This is a genomic window from Sorangium sp. So ce367, from assembly GCF_051520455.1.
Taxonomy (GTDB): Bacteria; Myxococcota_A; Polyangia; order Polyangiales; family Polyangiaceae; genus Sorangium; species Sorangium cellulosum_B.
Window position 1 is genome coordinate 7,725,399 of sequence record NZ_CP150334.1, and the last position, 16,783, is coordinate 7,742,181.

The 16,783-nt window shown below is 68.8% G+C and carries 9 protein-coding genes; 4 read left to right on the forward strand and 5 right to left on the reverse strand.

What is annotated here, in order from left to right; all coding sequences use genetic code 11:
• Positions 1 to 76: 76 nt before the first annotated feature.
• Complete coding sequence (locus WME97_RS29170; RefSeq protein WP_437542206.1) at positions 77 to 2,227, reverse strand: caspase family protein; 2,151 nt, start codon at positions 2,225 to 2,227, stop codon at positions 77 to 79.
• A 620-nt stretch (positions 2,228 to 2,847) separates the two neighbouring features.
• Between WME97_RS29170 and WME97_RS29175 the strand changes: the two genes are divergently transcribed.
• The 3 genes from WME97_RS29175 to WME97_RS29185 all read left to right on the forward strand — a co-directional run bounded on the left by WME97_RS29175 (position 2,848) and on the right by WME97_RS29185 (position 10,723).
• The gene (locus WME97_RS29175) at positions 2,848 to 6,552 is read left to right on the forward strand and encodes a tetratricopeptide repeat protein (protein WP_437542208.1); all 3,705 of its coding nucleotides are present in this window, start codon (positions 2,848 to 2,850) and stop codon (positions 6,550 to 6,552) included.
• A 100-nt stretch (positions 6,553 to 6,652) separates the two neighbouring features.
• Positions 6,653 to 9,352, forward strand: coding sequence for a CHAT domain-containing tetratricopeptide repeat protein (locus WME97_RS29180; protein WP_437542210.1), 2,700 nt, complete (start codon positions 6,653 to 6,655; stop codon positions 9,350 to 9,352).
• A gap of 135 nt (positions 9,353 to 9,487) precedes the next feature.
• Complete coding sequence (locus WME97_RS29185) at positions 9,488 to 10,723, forward strand: tetratricopeptide repeat protein (RefSeq protein ID WP_437542212.1); 1,236 nt, start codon at positions 9,488 to 9,490, stop codon at positions 10,721 to 10,723.
• A 188-nt stretch (positions 10,724 to 10,911) separates the two neighbouring features.
• Here WME97_RS29185 and WME97_RS29190 read toward each other — a convergent pair whose 3' ends face one another.
• The 4 genes from WME97_RS29190 to WME97_RS29205 all read right to left on the reverse strand — a co-directional run bounded on the left by WME97_RS29190 (position 10,912) and on the right by WME97_RS29205 (position 14,241).
• Positions 10,912 to 11,193 carry a hypothetical protein gene (locus tag WME97_RS29190; RefSeq protein ID WP_437542214.1) on the reverse strand — a complete coding sequence of 94 codons (282 nt, stop codon included), beginning with the start codon at positions 11,191 to 11,193 and terminating at the stop codon, positions 10,912 to 10,914.
• A gap of 14 nt (positions 11,194 to 11,207) precedes the next feature.
• Positions 11,208 to 12,044 carry an ExeA family protein gene (locus WME97_RS29195; protein WP_437542216.1) on the reverse strand — a complete coding sequence of 279 codons (837 nt, stop codon included), beginning with the start codon at positions 12,042 to 12,044 and terminating at the stop codon, positions 11,208 to 11,210.
• A 2-nt stretch (positions 12,045 to 12,046) separates the two neighbouring features.
• Positions 12,047 to 13,486, reverse strand: a complete 1,440-nt coding sequence (locus WME97_RS29200; protein ID WP_437542218.1) for an IS481 family transposase — start codon at positions 13,484 to 13,486, stop codon at positions 12,047 to 12,049.
• Positions 13,487 to 13,659: 173 nt separating this feature from the next.
• Entirely contained in the window at positions 13,660 to 14,241 is a 582-nt protein-coding gene (locus WME97_RS29205; RefSeq protein ID WP_437542220.1) for a hypothetical protein, read from the reverse strand.
• On the opposite strand from WME97_RS29205, the gene WME97_RS29210 reads away from it, so the two are divergent.
• The gene (locus tag WME97_RS29210; protein ID WP_437542222.1) at positions 14,230 to 16,698 is read left to right on the forward strand and encodes a CHAT domain-containing tetratricopeptide repeat protein; all 2,469 of its coding nucleotides are present in this window, start codon (positions 14,230 to 14,232) and stop codon (positions 16,696 to 16,698) included. The genes WME97_RS29205 and WME97_RS29210 overlap by 12 nt on opposite strands.
• Positions 16,699 to 16,783: the final 85 nt, after the last annotated feature.

Here is a 16,783-nt window from a genome sequence, read left to right on the forward strand (position 1 = left end):
GACACGCACCTTCAGACGGGGCACTGGCGCGAGGCGCAACCCGGAGCACGCGTGCGCCTTGCGCAAATCCTCGAGCCTACTTCGTGTCGACGAGGATCTGATGCACGGTCCAGTCGAAGCCCGGCTGGGACACGACGCGCATCCTGCTCTCCTCGTTCTTCTCGGCGTCGAGCGCCTCGCGCAGCCGAAAGAGCGCGTCTCGCGCAGCGCTGGCTCTCCTCCTCTCCGACCGGGTGATGGGCTGATCGATCGGCGGATGCAGGAGCCACCAGAAATCGGAGTCGTCGACGGTCACGAATATCTTGATGACGTTGACGGCCGAAGTGTGCCCGGCGCGCAGGACGGCCCCGAGCGCGAACCAGGCGTCTCGATGGGCATCCACGGTGGTGTAGTACTGCCGGGACGGGTCGGGGGGCATGACGGCGCCGATGCTCCAATCATCTTCGAGGTCGACAGCCACGACATTGATTCGACGATCGCTGTCGTTCACGACACGAACGAACGAGTAGGAACCGGGCTTCACGACGTATCTGCCGCCCTCCGGCTCCATCACCGTGCCGCCTTCGATCCAGTCACCCGGCGACCACCCTGCCGGGGGAGCGCGGAGCTCGACGCGAAGCGTGTCCTTGAGCCCTGAGAACGGATCGTACACCTCCTCGATGGTCTTGTACCGGAAGATGTGGATCAGCCGGTCGACCACGAGCTCGACCGCCTTCGGCGCGCCGACGCTCACCGCTGGCACGTTGGGCATCCGCTTTCCGCTCGGGTCCCAGATCTCGTATTGACCGCCGTCGTTGATGGCGACCTGATAGTGCGGCGTCCCGCTCGTGTGGAGCACGAGGAAGCCGCGCCCTCTCGTCTCGATCGCTGCCCCCAGGGCCGCGAACGCCCGCTCCTGGTCGATCCCGGGCGGCAGGTCATTCCGGCGGAAGAGGTTGACTGCGCGCTTCAGCGCGACCGATCCCACGTCCTCGAGGATCGCCGGGGCGCCCGGCTGGACCGCTTCGACCGGGGTGCCCGCGTCCAGCGTCGCCCAGCTCTCTATGCCTGACACCTCGTCGACGGCGGCGCCGCCCACGCGCCTGTTGTCCCGCGTGAAGTCCGTCGTCCCGGGAAGATAGAGGCCGAATTTGCTCCCCATCTTCATCCCCGTCGCGCGGCCAGCGCTGAGCCTCACCCTCCGGTTCGTTTCATCGATTCCGATCACCCTCACCTTGTACGCGACGGGCCGGAGCGCGACGCCGAGCACCTGGCGCTCGCCCTTGCCGAGGAACTGGGGTGTCTGCGTCGGGTGCTGGCTATGCACCACGGTGAACACGCGCTCGTAGAGCGTCTTCCAGGTCTGATCCTTGCCGAGCCGCGTCAGCGCGTTCAGGAAGGCCGCCGTCATCACGCCGCCCCGCTGGTCACCGTCGTTGGCCTCCAGCGCTGTCTGATCGTCGCGGCACGCCGCAAGGAGCGCGTAGTCGTTGGACGGTGGGAGCCAGCTGGTACCAACGGCCGCTCCCGGCGCGGCGCCCGTCGCGACGAGCCGCTTCCACGCGGCGCGAAGCTCGTCATCCGAGGCAACGCCGCCCCTCGGCCGCTCCGTGGTGTCGAGCGTGGGATCGACCCCCTCGCGGGCGCCTGTCGCGCACCGCGGCGCGACGTCGACCCCTCGCGTCGCGCCGCCGGAATGGCAGCTGTCGAGCACCACGGTCACGATCGCCTGGCTCTTCCTCGTGAGCGCGTCGAGGTAATACACCATATCGACATCGCTCAGGTAAGGCGTCGAGCGCTCGCCGATGTCCATGGGCACCAGCGTCTCGTCGTATCTGCCCGCCCCCTTCAGCTCCTCGAACCTCGTGGGGACGCGGCCGCCGTGGCCAGAGTAGTGGATGTACACCTGGTCGCCTGGCTGCGCCCGGGTGACCAGCGCGTCGAACGCCGCCTTCATGTTGGCGTACGTGGGCAAGTCGGAGCTCGGCCCGTCGGGCTGGTCAGCACCGGTGTCGCGCGCGACGAGCTTCGTGATCTCGAGCGGTCCAGTGACGTGGGTGTGCAGCGCCGCCTCGACGAGGCGGATGTCGTTCACGCAGCCGCTCAACGGCGCGTAGGTGGCGCCGTTCTCGAGCCGGTTCGGGAGATAGAGGTCGATGCCGATGAGCAGCGCGCGGAAGGTCGGGACCGTGTCGTCAGCGCTGCTCCTCCCCGCGTCGTCGTGTTCGTCGTTCGGCTGGCTATTCATGGTGCTCCTCCAACAATAGCGGCCGCGAGGCCGTTTCCTCCCGATGGGCCCCCGGACCATCATGTGCCCGCGAAGGACGCGCGTCGCACGCCGCCCCGTATTCCATCCTCTTGCAGATCGCGCGGGAGCTTCCGATCCTGGCAGATGCCGACGTTGGCTCCTGGCGTCACCATATTTCTACCCCTCCGCGAAAGCCGACGTGCGCTCGTGCGCGCGAGCAGCCCATGACAGATCGATAAAGAACAGCGCTCAAAGGTCAAGCAGGGGCGGAAGGGGCAAACGCCAGGTCGTCTCACGCTGATTTTCAGGCCGAGGGAGCCAGCTGCGGCATTTTCAGCTTCATTGAGCGACGCGTGCTCCAGGAGATGGGGCCCCCAGACGCCGACAGCCCCTCCCGAACGAGGGAGCGATGTCCACTTGACGTCCGGGGCGGCGCACCCACGATCACCGGTGTGCGACGCGCATGAGGAACTTTCGATGTCGGCGAGAGGATCTCTGCCAGGCAGTCGTCGACGGGTCACGGCAACGCGTGTTCGGACGGATGCTCCGGGTATCTGTATCGCTGCTCGCCAGCGCGAAGGCGCCCGCCCAGCCGAAGCCGAAGGATCAGGAGCGGTGGGATGAAGCAGTTTTCGATGCCACGCGCAACACGGCTCGGGGTGACGGTCGGGGACGGGCGCCCGCGGGTCGAGGCACTGGCGGAGATGCCGAAACACGAGGCGGCAGCGAAAGGGCCGCTAGAGGAGGCAGCGCGGCAGAGTGCCCGCGTCCTCGAGCTCGAGCGGGCCGGCCGATACGACGAGGCCATCCCTCTCGCACGGCGGGCGCTCGAGCTGCGGGAGAGGGCGCTCGGGTCAGAGCATCCCGATGTGGCCACCTCGCTCAACAATCTTGCCGGGTTGCTCCAGACGAAAGGCGACTACGCGGCGGCCGAGCCGCTCCACCGTCGCGCTCTGGCCATCCGGGAGAAGGCGCTCGGGCCAGAGCATCCCGATGTGGCCACCTCCCTCAACGACCTGGCCGGGTTGCTCCAGGCGAAAGGCGACTACGCGGCGGCCGAGCCGCTCTACCGCCGGGCTCTGGCCATCCGCGAGAAGGCGCTCGGGCCAGAGCATCCCGACGTGGCTCAGAGCCTCAACAACCTGTTCCTGTTGCTCCGTGCGAGAGGCGACTACGCGGCGGCCGAGCCGCTCTACCGCCGGGCTCTGGCCATCCGCGAGAAGGTGCTCGGACCGGAGCATCCCAACGTGGCCACCAGCCTGAATGAGCTGGCCTTGTTGTTCAAGGCGAGAGGCGACTACGCGGCGGCCGAGCCGCTCTTCCGTCGCGCTCTGGCCATCCGCGAGAAGGCGCTAGGGACCGAGCATCCCGACGTGGCCACCTCCCTCACCAACCTGGCCGGGTTGCTCAAGGCGAAGCGCGAGTACGCGGCGGCCGAGCCGCTCTTCCGTCGCGCTCTGGCCATCCGCGAGAAGGCGCTCTGGGCCGACCATCCCGATGTGGCCACCTCCCTCACCAACCTGGCCTTGTTGCTCCAGGCGAAGGTCGACTACGCGGCGGCCGAGCCGCTCCTCCGCCGGGCTCTGGCCATCCGCGAGAAGGCGCTAGGGACCGAGCATCCCGAGGTGGCCGCCAGCCTCAACACCCTGGCCGGATTGCTCCGTACGAAGGGCGACTACGCGGCGGCCGAGCCGGTCGGCAGTCGCGCTCTGGCCATCCGCGAGAAGGCGCTCGGGCCCGAGCACCCCGACCTGGCTCACAGCCTCAACGAGCTGGCCTTGTTGTTCAAGACGAAAGGCGACTACGCGGCGGCCGAGCCGCTCTACCGTCGCGCTCTGGCCATCCGGGAGAAGGCGCTCGCGCCCAGACATCCCTACGTGGTCACCAGCCTCAGCAACCTGGCCTTGTTACTCGAGGCGAAAGGCGACTACGCGGCGGCCGAGCCGCTCCTCCACCGGGTGCTTGCTCTCCGGGAGAAGGCGCTCGGGCCCGAGCATCCCGAGGTGGCCATCGCCCTCAACAACCTGGCCGCGCTGCATTGGGCGAAAGGCGACCACGCGGCGGCCGAGCCGCTCTACCGCCGGGCTCTGGCCATCCGGGAGAAGGCGCTCGGGCCCGAGCATCCCGAGGTGGCCACCAGCCTCAACAACCTGGCCGGGTTCCTGCTACGTGCGAAAGGCGACCACGTGGCGGCCGAGCCGCTCCTCCGCAGGGCTATTGCCATTTTGGAGAAGACGCTCGGGCCCGAGCATCCCCATGTGGCTGGCAGCCTCAACAACCTGACTGGGGCGCTCCTTGCGAAGAGCGACTACGCGGCGGCCGAGCCGCTTGTCCGCCGGGCTATTGCCATTTTGGAGAAGACGCTCGGGCCCGCGCATCCCCACGTGGCTGGCAGCGTCAACAACCTGGCCGCGTTGCATTGGGCGAAAGGCGACTACGCGGCGGCCGAGCCGCTCCTCCGTCGCGCGCTGGCCATCCGAGAGAAGGCGCTCGGGCCCGAGCATCCCGCCGTAGCTCAGAGTCTCAACCACCTGGCCGCGTTGCATTGGGCAGGCTCCGCGCCCACGCAGGCGCTTCCCCTTTTGCAGCGGGCTTCCGCGATCCACGAACGGGCCCTAGCCGCTGTACTCGCCGCCAGCAGCGAGCGGCAAAAGCACACGTTCGCGTGGACGGTGCAAGGCGAGACCGACAGGACGGTCTCTCTTCATGTCCGCGCGCTGCCCGACCGAGCCGACGCCGCTCGGCTCGCGCTCACCGTCCTGCTGCAGCGCAAGGGCGGCGTCCTCGATGCCATGACCGACATGCTCGCGCAGCTCCGTGCCCGCGGCCGGCCGGAGGACCAGGCGAAGCTGGCCCAGCTGGCAAGCCTCAGGGGCGAGCTCGCGACGCGCACGCTGCGTGGACCTGCGCCCGGCGAGGACGTGAGCCATCACAGCGACACGCTCGCCAGCCTGCGTACGGACGCCGAAGCGCTCGAGCGAGACCTGGCGGAGCAGTATAAAGCGCTCGCCGTGGAGCGCCGAGCCGTCACCCTCGAGGCCGTGCAAGCCGCGCTCGGTCCGGACGCCGCGCTGATCGAGATCGCGCTGTTTCACCCCTTTGATCCGCACGCGACGCCCAAGCCCAGGTTTGGCGACCCGCACTACGTCGCCTATGTGTTGCATCCGACCGGCGATCCAACCTGGGTGGAGCTGGGTCCGGCCGTGCTTATTGATGCCCTCATCGCGCGAGCGCGCTCAGCGCTGAGCGAGGCCGATCCGCGCTACGCCGAAGCAGCGCGCGCGCTCGACGAGAGGGTCATGCAGCCGGTGAGGCAACTCCTGGGCGAGGCGCGCGAGGTGTACCTGTCGCCGGACGGAGCGCTCAACTTGGTGCCCTTCGCCGCGCTGGTCGATGAGCGCGGGCATTTCTTGCTCGCGCGTTATCGCTTCACCTACCTGACCAGCGGCCGGGACCTGCTCCGTCTCCAAGTCACCCAGACCGAGAGCCCCCGCTCGTCACCGCTGGTCATCGGCAACCCCGCCTACGACGAGGGCGGCAGCGCGCCGGCCGGCGCGACCTCGGGGCGCCGCTCGGACGCCATGGGCACCACGCACTTCGTCCCACTCCGGTGGACGGGGCCCGAGGCGCGCGCGGTCAAGGAGCGCTTGCCAGACGCACGCCTGCTGCTCGACAAGGACGCCACCGAGGCCGCCGTCAAGGCGCTCGCGGGCCCCGCCATCGTGCACATGGCCACCCACGGATTCTTCCTGGCGCAGGCACGCGCGGCACCGCTCGCGCCCGGCGAGGCCCGGCCGTTCCTGACCCTGGTGCAGCCCGAAGCGCTGCCGCCCTTGCGCGAGAGCGCGCTCTTGCGCTCGGGCCTGGCGCTCGCAGGCGCCAACCTGCGACGCAGCGGCGGAGAGGACGGCGTGCTGACCGCGCTCGAGGTCGCAGGCCTGGACCTGTGGGGAACCAAGCTCGTCGTGCTGTCCGCGTGCGAGACGGGGGTCGGCACGCTTTACTGGGGTGAGGGTGTCTACGGGCTCCGGCGCGCTCTCGTGCTCGCCGGCGCCGACAGCCAGATCATGAGTCTGTGGCAGGTGGCCGACAAGGAGACCCAGGCGCTGATGACGGCCTACTACGGTCGGCTCTCCGCCGACGAGGGACGCAGCGATGCGCTGCGCGAAGTGCAGATCACCATGGCTCGCACGGGCTTGCACCCCTACTACTGGGCCGCCTTCATCGCTGGCGGCAGCGGCCGCTCGCTCTCCGGGAAGGAGCCGCCCGCCGTGCGACAAGCCGACTTGGAGAGGGCTCTGGACACCGCAGGGGCCGCGCCCTAATAGCGCCGAGCCCATCGCAAGGAGGGCCGCGCCTTGGTTGCGCTGTTCGCCGACCCGACTGCGCCCGCCTGCCTCAACTTGAGCGACGAGGAGCGGTGAGATGAAGGTTCTTTTGCCGTCACGTGCAACGCGATTGGCAGCGGCGATCATGGCCGCGCATCTGGCGGTCGAGGCGCAGGCGCAGGCGCCCGAACAAGAGGCGGCCACGGCGGCAAGACGGCCGCTCGAAGAGGCAGAGCGGCTGAATCGCCGCGTCGCCGAGCTCGAGCAGGCCGGCCGATACGACGAGGCGATCCCCCTCGCACGGAGGGCGCTCGCGCTGCGAGAAAGGGCGCTCGGGCCAGAGCATCCCGGCGTGGCTCAGAGCCTCGCCGGCCTGGCCTTGCTGCTCCAGGAGAAAGGTGACTATGCGGCGGCCGAGCCGCTCTACCGCCGGGCTCTGGTCATCCGGGAGAAGGCGCTCGGGCCAGAACATCCCCACGTGGCCGCCAGCCTCTACAGCCTGGCTTTGTTGCTCGAGCAGAAGGCTGACTATGCCGTGGCCGAGCCGCTCTACCGTCGCGCCCTCGACATTCGGGAGAAGGCATTCGGCCCCGAGCATCCCGCTGTGGCTCAGAGCCTCAACGCCCTGGCCGGGTTGCTCCAGACGATAGGCGACTACGCGGGGGCCGAGCCGCTCTACCACCGCGCGCTGGCCATCGTGGAGAAGGCGTTCGGGGCCGAGCATCACAACGTGGCAGCCATCCTCAACAATCTGGCCGTCTTGCTCCAGGCGATAGGCGACCACGCGAGGGCCGAGCCGCTCGTCCGTCGCGCTCTGGCCATCCGGGAGAAGACGCTCGGGCCAGAGAATCCCGACGTGGCTCAGAGCCTCAACAATCTGGCCGTCTTGCTCCAAGCGAAAGGCGAGCACGCGGCGGCCGAGCGGCTCTACCGCCGGGCTCTGGCCATCTGGGAAAAGACGCTCGGCCCCGAGCATCCCGCGGTGGCTCAGAGCTTCGACAACCTGGCCTGGTTGCATTGGGCCAGCGCGGCGCCCACGCGAGCGCTTCCGCTGTTGCAGCGAGCTGCTGCGATCCACGAGCGGGTCCTGGCCTCCGTCGTTGCCGCCGGCAGCGAGCGGCAAAAGCACGCCTTCGCGTCGATGCTGGAAGGTCACACCGACATGACCGTGTCTCTCCACGTCCGCGCGTTGTCGGACCGCGCCGACGCCGCCCGGTTCGCGCTCGCCGTCCTGCTGCAGCGCAAGGGCCGCGTCCTCGACGCCATGACCGACCTGCTCACGCAACTCCGTGCTCGCGGCCGGCCTGAGGACCAGACGAAGCTGGCCGAGCTGACACGCCTCCGGGGCGAGCTCGCAAAGCGCACGTTGCGCGGGCCGCGGCGTGGCGAAGACGTGCGCCATCACAGCGACGCGTTCGCCGAGCTACAGGCGGACATCGAGGTCCTCGAGCGAGACCTGGCGGAACGGTATAAAGCGCTCGCCGCGGAGCGTCGGGCCGTCACCCTCGAGGCTGTGCAAGCCGCGCTCGGTCCGGATGCCGCGCTGATCGAGATTGCGCTGTTTCATCCTTACGATCCGCACGCGAAGCCAGGCCGATGGTTTGGCGACCCGCACTACGTTGCCTACGTGCTGCACCGGACGGGCAAGCCACTCTGGGTGGAGCTGGGCCCGGCCGCGCCCATCGACGCGCTCGTCGCTCGAGCGCGCGCGGCGCTGAGCACGGCCGATCCGCGCTATGCCGAGGCGGCGCGCAAGCTTGACGAGAAGGTGATGCAGCCGGTGAGACGGCTCTTGGGCGAGGCGCGCGAGGTGTACCTCTCGCCGGACGGAGAGCTCAACCTGGTGCCCTTTGCAGCGCTGGTCGATGAGCGCGGGCAGTTTCTGCTCGCGCGTTATCGCTTCACCTACCTGACCAGCGGCCGGGACCTGTTGCGCATCGAAGTCACCCAGACCGAGAGCCCGCGCTCATCGCCGCTGGTCCTCGGCAACCCCGCCTACGACGAGGGCGGCGCACCAGCCGCTGCGACCTCAGGGCACCGCTCGGACGCCATGGGCGCGATGCAGTTCGGCCCACTCCGGTGGACCGAACCCGAGGCGCGCGCGGTCAAGCAGCTCTTGCCGGACGCACGCCTGCTGCTCGACAAGGACGCCACAGAGGCCGCCGTCAAGGCGCTCGCGGGCCCCTCCATCCTGCACATGGCAACCCATGGCTTCTTCCTGGCGCAGGCACCCGCGGCACCGCACGCGTCCCGCGAGGCGCGGCCGTTCCTGACCGTGCTCCAGCCCGGAGCGCTGCCGCCCTTGCCCGAAAACGCGCTCTTGCGCTCGGGCCTCGCGCTGGCAGGCGCCAACCTGCGGCGCAGCGGCAGCGAGGATGGCGTGCTGACCGCGCTCGAGGTGGCGGGGCTGGATCTTTGGGGAACCAAGCTCGTGGTGCTGTCGGCGTGCGACACCGGAATCGGCGCGCTCCAGCGGGGCGAGGGCGTCTACGGGCTACGGCGCGCGCTCGTGCTCGCCGGGGCCGACAGCCAGATCATGAGTCTGTGGAAGGTGGCCGACGAGGAGACCCAGGCGCTGATGACGGCCTACTACGGTCGGCTCTCGGCCGACGACGGGCGCAGCGATGCGCTACGCGAAGTGCAGATCGCCATGGTTCGCAAGGGATTACACCCTTTCTACTGGGCCGCCTTCATCGCTGGCGGCAGCGGGCTGTCGCTCTCCGGAAAGGAGCCGCCTCCCGTGCGAGAAGCCGACGTGCCGAGGCCTCTGGACAACGGGCGGATTGCGCCCGAGTAGATGCGAGCCCGTGGTGAGGGGGCCGCGCTCAGGTAGTACCGTTCGTCGACGCGACAGCGCTCGCCCGGCTCAACCCGAGCGATGAGGAACAGTGAGATGAAAGCTATTTTGCGGGCATGTGCAACACGATTCGCCGTGGCGATCGTGGCCGTGCATCCGGGGGTTGAGGCGCAGGCGCAGATGCCACCACAGGAGGCGGCCGCGGCGGCAAAAGGGCCGCTCGAAGAGGCAGAGCGGCTGCATCGCCGCGTCGTCGAACTCGAGCAGACCGGACGATACGACGAGGCCATCCCCCTCGCACGGCGGGCGCTCGACCTGCGAGAGAAGGCGCTCGGGTCAGAGCATGCCGACGTGGCTGAGAGCCTCAACCGTCTGGCCACGTTGCTCCTGGTGAAAGTCGACTACGCAACGGCCGAGCCGCTCCTCCGCCGCGCTCTGGCCATCCGAGAGAAGGCGCTCGAGCCCGAGCATCCCGACGTGGCTGAAAGCCTCAACAACCTGGCGCTGTTGCTCTTGGTGAAAGTCGACTACGCGACGGCCGAGCCGCTCCTCCGCCGCGCTCTGGCCATTCGAGAGAAGGCGCTTGGGCCAGAACATCCCGACGTGGCTGAGAGCCTAGACAGCCTGGCGCTGTTACTCGACAGGAAAGGCGACTACGCGACGGCCGAGCCGCTCTACCGTCGCGCTCTGACTATCCGGGAGAGGACGCTCGGGCTAGAGCATCCCGACGTGGCCACCAGTTTAGACAACCTGGCCGAGTTGCTCCATACGAAAGGCGACCACGTGGCCGCCGAGCCGCTCTTTCGTCGCGCTCTGACTATCCGGGAGAGGACGCTCGGGCTAGAGCATCCCGACGTGGCCACCAGTTTAGACAACCTGGCCGAGTTGCTCCACACGAAAGGCGACTACGCGGCCGCCGAGCCGCTATTCCGTCGCGCTTTGGCCATCTTGGAGAAGGCCCTCGGATCCGAGCATCCCGTCGTGGCCACCCATCTCGACAGCCTGGCCAGGTTGCTCCATACGAAAGGCGACCACGCGGCCGCCGAGCCGCTCTTCCATCGCGCTTTGGCCATCCGGGAGAGGACGTTCGGGCCAGAGCATGCCGAGGTGGCCAGCAGCCTCCACAGCCTGGCCAGGTTGCTTCATACGAAAGGCGACTACGCGGCGGCCGAGCCGCTCTTCCGTCGCGCTTTGGCCATCTTGGAGAAGGCCCTCGGATCCGAGCATCCCGACGTGGCCACCAATCTCGACAGCCTGGCCAGGTTGCTGTACGCGAAGGGCGACTCCGAGACAGCCGAGCCGCTCTTCCGTCGCGCTTTAGCCATCCGGGAGAACACGCTCGGATCCGAGCATCTCCACGTGGCTGACTGAGCGTGCTCGCGAAGTTTGAGGGGGTGCCGAGCACGAAGATTGAGGGACGCGCGGCGTCATGGCCATCACGGCCTTGGGCATAGCCGGGCCGCGACGCCAGGACGGACACGAGCACGAATTTTGAGGGCCTTTGAGCGCGAAGATCGAGGGACGCGCGGCGTTATGAGCCGAGCGCGGGCGGGGTCGCCTCAAAACGGGATGTCGTCGCCGAGCCGCTCGTCGCCGAGCGCCCGCGAGTGATCCGCAGGGAGGAAGGCGCGGTAGCCGTCGAGTGCGGCGTGGAGCTCGCGGACGGCCTCGAAGATGCGGCGGGCCGCGCGCAGGCCCGGAGTGCGGGGCGCGGGCTCCTCGGGGGGCGCGAGCAGATCGGGGTGCTGCGCGAGCAGGACCTGGATGAGGAAAAGCAGCGTGGCGTCGAGCAGCGCGAGGGGCTCGGGGATCGGCAGCGTGACGTTGGCGGTGCGTGGCATGGGCGCCTCCAGGTTCACCGTTTGCGGTTAGCGGACTTGGGCCTCGGGGCCGCGCCGAAGATCTCGAGGAAGAGCTTCTCGTCGAGCCGCGGCAGCTCGCGCTCGGCGGCGGCGGCGAGCAGCTCGTCGGCGAGGTTCATGAGCACGCGGTAGTTCCCGGCGGAGTGGTCGGCGAGCGTGGCCTTGAGCTCCGCGGTCATCAAGGAGGGGTTGCCGGCGGCGGCGAGCACGTGGTCGAGACACGCGAGCAGCTCGTCGCGAGAGGCGTAGTCGAGGACGAGCCGGCGGCGGATGCGCGAGCCGAGCGGCAAGAGCTCGGCGGTGCGGAGACGCTCGGGGAGACGGGAGTCACCGGCGAAAACAACGCAGAGCAGCTGCCTCGAATCGAAGTCCTTGCTGGAGAGGATGCGCAGCTCGTTGAGCACGGGCGTGCTCGTCTCCTGCGCCTCGTCGAGGATCAGCACGGGTCGCCGAAGCGTCGTGGCGAAGTGCTCGGCCCAGCGCGTGCGAAGCGCCTTGAAACCTGCCCAGCGGTTGCTGGTCGAGAGCGGGACCCCGAATAGATCTCCGAGCTCGCGGTAGAAGTCGCCGGCCCTGCTCTGGGGATGCTCGATGGTGCCGACCACCACGTCGGTCAGGGCGCCGAGCCGTGCAGCGAGCAGGCGCAAAGCGATGCTCTTGCCGGTGCCGGGATCGCCGGTGAGCATGGCGAAGCCGCCGTGGGCCAAACCGAGCTCGACGCGACGAAGGAAGGCGTCGACGGGCGGCGAGACGTAGAGGGCCTCGGCGGGCACGTCGGCGCGGAAGGGAATGTACTTCAAACTGTAGAGAGACAGGAGTCGACTCATCATGGTCAATCGTCCTCCGTGTTCTTGGGCAGGTAGGCGGGCGGCAGGCCCGTGGCCGCGTACTCGGCCATCAGCTGGCGCAGGAGCGGCGCGATACCGGCAGGCTTCCTCGACGGAGCCAGCGGCGCGGTGATCTCGGTGAGCGCGCGACGCGCCCGGTCCGCGTTCCGCTCCTTGTCGAGCGGAAAGAGCGTGGCGAGGTGCTCGCCCGAGCGCGGGTCGACGAGCTCTGCGCTGGAGAGATCCCAGCGCGCGACACGAATCCGGGGACGTTCGAGCACGCGGTACGCCGAGGGGACCTCGAAGCGCACGCCCTCGATCGTGACCGTCCCGTCGCTCCGGCGCTGGTGGCGCGAGATCTCCATGCGGAAAGCCCGGCGCAGCGCCTCGGAGTCGGGGCTCGGGCGGCTCACGTCGGGGCCTTCGAGGTAGCGATCGAGCGGAGTCTTTTTGAGCTCGCTGTGGACGGTGCGATGATACTCCTGCTCGACCCACGCCTGGGTCGCAGTGTTGAGCAAATCGAGCGTGAGGTTCGGTTCGCCCTCGAGCATCGGCATGAGCCGCCCTTCGACGAGCGTCCAGAAGTGCTCTTGCTTGCCGTTCTGATGAGGGCTGTTCGGCAGCGTGAGATATTGCGCGATGCCGAGCCGCTCGAGCCCCTCTCGCATCTCGGCGGCCTTCATGGCACCTCCACGATCGCTGTAGGCGCCGCGCGGCAGCCCCCGCTTCTGGATCCCCTGGCTGAAGCCGTGCACGAGGTTCTCGGTGCTCTCGCAGTCGAGGTACCACTGCGCGTGGCAGCACACCCGCGAGCAGTCGTCGAGCAGGCCGAAGAGATAGGGTGTCTTCAGCTCCCCGCTGGCCGTGATGACCTTTCGCTTGCCCTCGTGGAAGTCGTAGTGCCAGAGCGCGTTGACGTAGGCCAGCTCGTACGAGCGCGTCTCGCGCGGCACGATCTCCGATTCGACCGCCCTGCCTTGGCGCCGCTTCTGGATGCGATACATGCCGCGGGCCTTCATGAAGCGGCGCACTGTGGCGTAGCTGGGCACCGGGGCGAGCGCGGGGGTGGTCTTTGCCAGCGCGACGAGGTTGTCGTGGTGGAGCTGCCAGGTCCAGCGCGGGTGATCGCGATATTGACTCTCGATCGCGGACGCGACCGCTGTCGTGATTCTCGGCTGCGAGCCGGCGTGCTTCGGGACCTTGCGCGCGAGCACGCTGATCGGGTCATCCGCGCTGCGTGCCGCGTAGTACATGCGCTCGATGGTCTTGGGCGAGAGCCGGATCACCGAGCCCTTGGTCGGGTGTCGCCAGGACTTCGCGGCGAGCTCGGCGATCCGACTCGCGAGCTCGCCGGGCTCCGGCGGAGAGGCGAGCAGGTGGCTGATGATGGAGAAGCGCATCCGCGCCCAGCGCAGGCGCATGGGCGCCTGGTCGTCGTGGCTCATCGATTCCTCCTCCGGATCGAAAGACGCAGACGGGCCCTTGGCGGGCGCGCGCGCGTCCGGTGCTCGTGGCTCATGAGGTCTCCTGCGCGGTCGGCGAACGGACCTACCGGGCGGAGAAACCCTATCTCACCGCGGAAACCACGCCGAATGACATCTTCTGCGTGGCGCCGTGGTCATGCGATGTCCCTCAAAAAACATGATCCATCGAGGACCGAGCCCGTCGTGAGTGGCGCGAGCAGGTGGAGCATCGTGCGCATTTGCTCGTCAGCCGTACCGGGGAGCCGCTCGATGATTGACCTTGGGATCCTGCCGACATCGACGCCAACGAGCCGGGCGCGGATCGCGAGAAGGACCTCCGTCGCGAGGAAGGGGCCACGCCACCAGGTGAGCCATCGGCGCGTCGTCCTCCGCGGGACGCCGGTCGGCTGCGCGCTGGCGACGTCGATCGCCTGCGCGGCAAGGCTCGCCACGATCACGACGACGGCGAGGTACACGCGCCGGCCGAGGAATCGCAGCGACGGGGGCGTCGCGCGCCGCCGGCACCCCTCGCGGCCGCAGCAGAAGCTGAAGCGGACGACGAACGCTTCGCCCTCCGGCGCGATGAGCGCGCCCCGCGGCTTGCGGGGGTAGTTGCCTGCGTGCAGCGGGCCCCCGCACGCCGAGCACCGGCTCGCCGCCACCCGCCGCGCGATCGCCCGGTCCAGGGCCTCCAACGTCGCGAAGAACTCGCCCTTGAGCGTGAAATGGTCGAACATGGGCTCCTCCGTTTCTGGCAACTCGGAGGCGAGCCCCCTCGGAGGACTTCGACAAGTTTTCTGAGGGGGCTTCGTTTGTCGCCCCTCAAAGAACGCGCTCAGGATGGCGCCCGGGGGCCGCCATCTTCTTGGCGCTGCTCAGACAGCCTCCACAGCCTGGGCAGGTTGCTGTACGGGAAGGGCGACTATGCAACGGCCGAGCCGCTCTCCTATCGCGCTTTAGCCATCCGGAAGAAAGCGCTCGGGTCCGGGCATCCCGCCTTGGCTCATAGCCTCACCGACCTGGCCTGGTTGCTCATGGCGAAGGGCGACTGCGCAGCGGCCGAGCCGTTCTTCCGCCGGGCTCTTGCCATCATGGAGAAGGCGCTCGGGTCCGAGCATCCCGCCGTGGCCACCAGTCTCAACGACCTGGCGTGGCTGCTCTTGGTGAAGGATGATCCCGCGGCGGCCGAGCCGCTTTTCCGTCGCGCTCTGGCTATCCGAGAGAAGGTGCTCGGACCAGACCATCCCCGCGTAGCCACCAGCCTCGACAACCTGGCCTGGTTGCTCGCTGAGAACAGCGACTATGCGACAGCCGAGCCGCTCTTCCGTCGCGCTCTGGCTATCCGGGAGAAGATGGTTGGGTACGAGGATCCCGCCGTGGCCACCAGTCTCATCCACCTAGCCGGGTTGCATTGGGCGACCGCTGCGGCCACGCGGGCACTTCCGCTGATGCAGCGCGCTGCTGCGATCCACGAGCGGGTCCTGGCAGCCACCCTTGCCGCCAGCAGCGAGCGGCAGAAGCACGCGTTCGCAAGGGCGACGGAACACATGACCGATGTGTTCGTTTCCCTTCACGTCCGCGCGCTGCAGAGCCGCGCCGACGCCGCCCGGCTCGCGCTCACCGTCCTGCTACAGCGCAAGGGTCGCGTCCTCGACGCCATGACCGACATGCTCGGGCAGCTTCGCGCCCGCGGCCGACAGGAGGACCAGGCGAAGCTGGCCCAGCTGGCAAGGCTCGCAGGTGAGCTGGCGACGCGCTCGCTGCGTGGGCCCACACCCGGCGAGGACGTGAGCCATCACAGCGATGCGCTCGCCAAGCTGCGGGCGGACATCGAGGTCCTCGAGCAGGACCTGGCAGCACGGTACAAGGAACTGGCCGCGAAGCGCCGAGCCATCGCCCTTGAGACCGTGCAGGCCGCGCTTAATTCGGGTGCCGCGCTCGTCGAAAACGCCCTGATTCACCCTTTCGATCCGCACGCGAAACCCGACCAAAGATTTGGCGAGCCGCACTACGTCGCCTATGTGCTGCACCGGACCGGCGATCCACGCTGGGTGGATCTGGGCCCCGCCGCGCCCATCGACGCGCTCGTCGCTCAAGCGCGCGCGGCGCTGAGCGCGGCCGATCCGCGCTACGCGGAGGCGGCACGCGCCCTTGACGAGAAGGTGATGCAGCCGGTGAGGCAGTTCCTGGGCGAGTCGCGCGAGGTGTACCTGTCGCCGGACGGAGAGCTCAATCTGGTTCCCTTCGCGGCGCTTGTCGACGAGCACGGGCAGTTCCTGCTCGCGCGTTATCGCTTCACCTACCTGACCAGCGGCCGCGACCTGCTCCGCATCGAGGTCACCCAGACCGAGAACCCGCGCTCATCGCCGCTGGTCATCGGCAACCCCGCCTACGACGAAGGCAGCGGCGCGCCGGCCGCTGCGATTTCGGGGCGGCGCTCGGACGCCATGGGCGCGATGCAGTTCGGCCCACTCCGGTGGACCGAACCCGAGGCGCGCGCGGTCAAGGAGCGCTTGCCAGACGCCCGCCTGCTGCTCGACAAGGACGCCACAGAGGCCGCCGTCAAGGCGCTCGCGGGCCCCTCCATCCTGCACATGGCAACCCACGGCTTCTTCCTGGCACAGGCACCCGCGGCACCGCACACGTCCCGCGAGGCGCGGCCGTTCCTGACCGTGCTCCAGCCCGGACCGCTGCCGCCCTTGCCCGAAAACGCGCTCTTGCGCTCGGGCCTGGCGCTGGCAGGCGCCAACCTGCGACGCAGCGGCGGAGAGGACGGCGTGCTGACTTCGCTCGAGGTCGCGGGCCTGGATCTGTGGGGCACCAAGCTCGTCGTGCTGTCGGCGTGCGACACGGGGATTGGCACGCTCTCCCGGGGCGAGGGCGTCTACGGGCTCCGGCGCGCGCTCGTGCTCGCCGGGGCCGACAGCCAGATCATGAGTCTGTGGAAGGTGGCCGACGAGGAGACCCAGGCGCTCATGACGGCCTACTACGATCGGCTCTCGGCTGACGAGGGTCGCAGCGATGCGCTGCGCGAAGTGCAGATCACCATGGCGAGCAAGGGCTTGCACCCCTTCTACTGGGCCGCCTTCATCGCAGGCGGCAGCGGCCGCTCGCTGTCCGGAAACGAGCCTCCCCCCGTCCGAGTCGCCGATGTGCCGAGGGCTCTGGACCCCAGGGGGAATGCGCCCGAGTAGACGCGAACGCGTGGTAAGGGGGCTACGCCCAGGTTGCGCCGTTCGCCGACGCGACGGCGCTCGCCATTGTCGAAGCTGCGGGATG

Bases quoted from the DNA above. Each gene is read 5' to 3' on its own strand.
- WME97_RS29170 (WP_437542206.1), bottom strand. From the start codon at position 2,227: ATGAATAGCCAGCCGAACGACGAACACGACGACGCGGGGAGGAGCAGC.
- WME97_RS29175 (WP_437542208.1), top strand. From the start codon at position 2,848: ATGAAGCAGTTTTCGATGCCACGCGCAACACGGCTCGGGGTGACGGTC.
- WME97_RS29180 (WP_437542210.1), top strand. From the start codon at position 6,653: ATGAAGGTTCTTTTGCCGTCACGTGCAACGCGATTGGCAGCGGCGATC.
- WME97_RS29190 (WP_437542214.1), bottom strand. From the start codon at position 11,193: ATGCCACGCACCGCCAACGTCACGCTGCCGATCCCCGAGCCCCTCGCG.
- WME97_RS29195 (WP_437542216.1), bottom strand. From the start codon at position 12,044: ATGATGAGTCGACTCCTGTCTCTCTACAGTTTGAAGTACATTCCCTTC.
- WME97_RS29200 (WP_437542218.1), bottom strand. From the start codon at position 13,486: ATGAGCCACGACGACCAGGCGCCCATGCGCCTGCGCTGGGCGCGGATG.
- WME97_RS29210 (WP_437542222.1), top strand. From the start codon at position 14,230: ATGGTCGAACATGGGCTCCTCCGTTTCTGGCAACTCGGAGGCGAGCCC.
- WME97_RS29205 (WP_437542220.1), bottom strand. From the start codon at position 14,241: ATGTTCGACCATTTCACGCTCAAGGGCGAGTTCTTCGCGACGTTGGAG.